Below are 4,125 nucleotides of genomic sequence, written 5' to 3'. Positions count from 1 at the left end.
TCATTTCTGTGTTTTTGGTTGCCATTATCGGATTTACCGTTATTGGAAGCACATATTTTTTTGGACCCATAGTAAAAGTCACAGATCGGGAATCTCAAATATTCTCCTATTCAGATCTAATTCCAAAATTTGATCAGGGTATAGAATTTTCTTCAGTCAACATCAATGTGCCTGAATTTAAGGCCTTGGATACGGTGTTTGATTTTGTTAATGAGCTTTCCGATTTTTTGTTTTCGATTTCAGAATTAAGTGCTTTAAAATTAGCATGGTTGGCAAAGAGTCATCTTTTTTTTAAAATTCAAATTTTTCTTTTCCCATTTCATTATTTCTGGTAATCATTTTTAAGCTTCTATTTCATTTTCTTAGAAAATCGAAATCAAACACCCCTGACTACCACATTTGCATGAGATGCAGAATAGGGTTGTCTGAATTCTTCTATTTCATAACACTTTAAATATTCATCAATATGTTTGACATTGAACCTGTATCCTTGGTCATTTCCTTGGTACTCATTATATTATTTTCTTCCCCGATTGTTCTTTACAAAAGAAAACAATCCCAAAAAATCAAGTTCCAAACTCATTACATTGAGGAGATGGGAAGCAAATCCAATCTTAAATTTGACGAATCTGACAGGTGGAGAGACCTGTATTTCATCGGTTTGGATTCGGCTAGAAAAATTTTGGTATATGTAAAATTTGGCCCTGAAAATACAATCCATCAAATTGACCTTTCCAAAGCATCTGATGTGAAGCTTGAAAAAATGGAAAGGGAAATCAAAATTGAAGGCAAACCTCAAAATATAATTGATGGTCTGAACCTTAAGATTGAAATTCATGGGGATAAGGCCGAGACAAGAATGTTGGAGTTTTATGACTCGGAATTATTCTCTGACAATATGGGGGAACTTCCCTTGGTTCAAAAATGGGAGAAAACACTAAAAACTATGATAAAAAACAACCATACCCATGGAAAGAAAAACGTGTTAACCTAAAAATCTGTTTTGGAAATTGGAATGCCAACAGCTTGGAATCAAGACTGTTGGCATTTTTTTTATTTGATCTCAGTTTTTTTGTTTTGTGCCCAAAGTCAACAAAAATATGGTAATCAATATAAATAGCGTCCCAAGCCAATCCATGGCCCCAAAAGAGACATTCAGCCAAACCACGGCTACAGCTGCCGCTGAAAGCGGTTCCACAGAGCAAAGCAAACTTGATGTTTGGGCACCGATGATAGTTACAGAAGTAAGGAAAAAATAGAAAGCGATCACAGTTCCAAACAAAATAATATAGGCAAAAGCAGACCAGGTTCCCAAATCCCAAGTCCCATGAAAATCCCAAGGCTTGCTGATAAAGGAGAAAGCGATTCCTCCAATCAGCATTCCCCATCCTGTTACGGTTGCGGCAGAATATTTTCTAAGCAATCGGACAGGTTGAATGGTATAAAATGCCAATGCAAAAGCAGAAAGTATTCCCCAGAACAATGCTTTTTCGGAAATGACAAGCTGTTTGAAACTACCATGGGTGACAAGCAGAAATGTACCGGTAAGTGCAAAGACCAAAGAGGCATATTCCACCAAAATGGGCCAACGCCTATGATGGATGGCATAAAAAGCCACTACAATCAATGGTCCTATATATTGTAAGACTGTTGCTGTCGCTGCATTGGACAGGTTGATGCTATAGAAATAGGTGTATTGTACAGCCACCATACCAAAGATGCTAAAGAACAATAATTGAAGCGCATCTTTTGGGGTTTTCCAGATTTTGAAGGCATCTGAATTTTTTCGGGTGATGGCATATATCACCAAAATAATCCCCGCCAACAATAATCTCCAACAAACGAGCCAAGCCGGATTGATTCCTTTTTGCTCAAAAAGATACTGTGCACATGTACCGGAGATCCCCCAAAATATGGCTGCCGCCAAAGCCATGGAAAAGCCTTTGATTGATTTTTTGGTAGGCAAACTAGCCGGTAAGGAAGGTGATAGCATAAAGAGGGATGAAACTCAAATTTACAGAATGAAAAAGTGATTTGGAATCCTCTCAAAAAAGAAATAAGGTAATTTTTCGAATTTCAACTGATCTGAAAAGGCTGAGGAGTAAAGCAAAGCAAAAAGATAATTATACCGATCCAACCAAGGATTTTCCTGGAAGTATTTAAAGACCTGTATCCTGAAACCTCCGGATGTTCTAAACCCATAACTCTTCCCAGTAGAAAAGCAAAAAGCAACCAACCGCTGTACCCCTCCAAAGTTGGAAATGCATAAACAAGCGCATATTGTATTGATGCAATGACTAAGATCAACGTCCATTTGGTTTGGGTATCCATTATTTTTGATCGGCTAAAACAGAAATATAGAAACCCAATATATAATGGAATGCTGATCAAAAGGCGGTCAATGGATTGGTATGGGTTAATAGATCCCAATCCGGCATAAAAAACAAATGCAATGTAGAAAACCAGGGATATCTGTTTATGATGCCTTGGAAAAAGCCCGAAAACTATATGACCTCCATCCAATTGTCCGATTGGGAGAAGGTTCAAAGCGGTAAAAAACAAGGCTAAATACCCGGCAAATAAGTATGGGAAATGGATGATTTCAGACATATTGGGCATTTTCTCCGGTTCTGCCAAAAGTTTTTCCATCCCATAAAACAACAAATTATAACCCATTTCAATATTGAGGTAACCGTCTTCTGCACTGTGCCCTTTGAAGTCCGGATCGAGGTATTCGGGATGGATCTGATAGATATAATCAGCATCAGGCAAATGCGTAAATCCATACCAAAGCACTCCAAATGCAATGAGGAATCCTGCAATAGGACCTGCTACTCCAATATCAAAGTATTTTTTCCGACTATTGACAAAGCTTTTCATTTTAATGACTGCTCCGAAAGTACCGATCGATGGAGCACCCAAAAAACCCAACCAGCCAGGAAGAAAATAGGGCATGGAGGTTTTGACTTTGTGATGGATGGAAGTAAATAAATGACCCAATTCATGAACCAAAAGAATCCCAATAAACGGTATCGAAAACTGAAGAGACTTTGAAAAGTATTCCCAAGTCAATGCATATTCCCCATCTGCCAAAATTGATTTTCCATAAAGCCATTCTGCACCTGCCAAAGTGGTGGCAATCAATGTCAGGATAAAAAGTGAAATGTGGATCAGGTATTCCTTTTTAGTATACATCCGAAAAGAATTGGATTAATGATTTTGGGTGCGTGATTTGATAGGTTTGAATTCCAACTCTTTTTGCACCTTCTAAATTTGCTAATAAGTCATCAAAAAACAGAACGCGCTCCGGGCTTACATTTATTTCATTCAACACTGCTTTATAAATTGCCACATCAGGTTTGGCAAGTCCCATTTCATGGCTTAGAAATATCCTGTCGCAAAGGTCGAAAATTGACTTTTCACCAGTCTGATCCAAAAGCAGTTCATCAAATTTCTCTATATGGATTTCATTGGTATTGCTAAGGACTGCGGTTCCATAATCTCTCCCTAGTATTTTTAAAAGCTCGATTCTTTCCAAAGGAATGTCCTTTAGTAAACTATTCCAAACATGGTCAATTTGAGTGTCAGTCCAATCTTCCTGATAAAGATTCCTGACTTCATTCCTAAATTGAGAAGAACTGATCAAACCCTTTTCATATTCTTTATGAAATGTGGAAGGGAAAAATTTATCTGTCAAGGTATGTTTGGCTTCGGGAAGGATTTTTTTCAACTCATTGATACTGAAACTATAATCAATATCGATGATCACGTTACCCAAATCGAAGATCAAAAAATCGATATTCTCAAGTTTTTTCATTTATACTCAGGTTGTAAAATTAAAACCAAATATGTAACATTGCAGTCCCATTTGCAAGGCAGTTTTTATAAAACCCTTCCAAATATTGGGCCTATAGCTCATTCGGTTAGAGCAACTGACTCTCCCGATAGCTATCGGGACAGTAGGTGTGAGGTTTATCGGTAATTAATTGGGCCTATAGCTCATTCGGTTAGAGCAACTGACTCTCCCGATAGCTATCGGGACAGTAGGTGTGAGGTTTATCGGTAATTAATTGGGCCTATAGCTCATTCGGTTAGAGCAACTGACTCATAATCAGTAGGTGCTTG

The 4,125-nt window shown here is 37.8% G+C and carries 4 protein-coding genes; 1 reads left to right on the top strand and 3 read right to left on the bottom strand.

Features of this window, described 5'->3' with window-relative positions; all coding sequences use genetic code 11:
* The first annotated feature begins 466 nt into the window (after positions 1 to 466).
* Positions 467 to 994: a hypothetical protein gene (locus ACZFYI_RS16620; RefSeq protein WP_462525249.1), complete on the top strand. Its 528-nt coding sequence runs from the start codon at positions 467 to 469 to the stop codon at positions 992 to 994.
* A gap of 69 nt (positions 995 to 1,063) precedes the next feature.
* Here the strand turns inward: ACZFYI_RS16620 and ACZFYI_RS16615 are convergent, their stop codons facing one another.
* The 3 genes from ACZFYI_RS16615 to ACZFYI_RS16605 all read right to left on the bottom strand — a co-directional run bounded on the left by ACZFYI_RS16615 (position 1,064) and on the right by ACZFYI_RS16605 (position 3,817).
* A complete protein-coding gene (locus ACZFYI_RS16615) occupies positions 1,064 to 1,993 on the bottom strand; it encodes a DMT family transporter (RefSeq protein WP_462525248.1) in 930 nt (309 codons plus the stop codon).
* An 83-nt stretch (positions 1,994 to 2,076) separates the two neighbouring features.
* Complete coding sequence (locus ACZFYI_RS16610; protein ID WP_462525247.1) at positions 2,077 to 3,195, bottom strand: site-2 protease family protein; 1,119 nt, start codon at positions 3,193 to 3,195, stop codon at positions 2,077 to 2,079.
* Positions 3,185 to 3,817, bottom strand: a complete 633-nt coding sequence (locus tag ACZFYI_RS16605) for an HAD family hydrolase (protein ID WP_462525246.1) — start codon at positions 3,815 to 3,817, stop codon at positions 3,185 to 3,187. Before ACZFYI_RS16605 ends, ACZFYI_RS16610 begins: the two co-directional genes overlap by 11 nt.
* Positions 3,818 to 4,125 lie beyond the last annotated feature (308 nt).

The sequence above is a fragment of the Aquiflexum sp. genome (assembly GCF_977115555.1).
Note: the sequence above shows the minus strand (reverse complement) of the source record. Positions and strands in the feature narration are given on the sequence as shown.

What these genes read in the sequence shown, in the direction of transcription:
- ACZFYI_RS16620 (WP_462525249.1), top strand. Translation starts at nt 467, where the DNA reads ATGTTTGACATTGAACCTGTATCCTTGGTCATTTCCTTGGTACTCATT.
- ACZFYI_RS16615 (WP_462525248.1), bottom strand. Translation starts at nt 1,993, where the DNA reads ATGCTATCACCTTCCTTACCGGCTAGTTTGCCTACCAAAAAATCAATC.
- ACZFYI_RS16610 (WP_462525247.1), bottom strand. Translation starts at nt 3,195, where the DNA reads ATGTATACTAAAAAGGAATACCTGATCCACATTTCACTTTTTATCCTG.
- ACZFYI_RS16605 (WP_462525246.1), bottom strand. Translation starts at nt 3,817, where the DNA reads ATGAAAAAACTTGAGAATATCGATTTTTTGATCTTCGATTTGGGTAAC.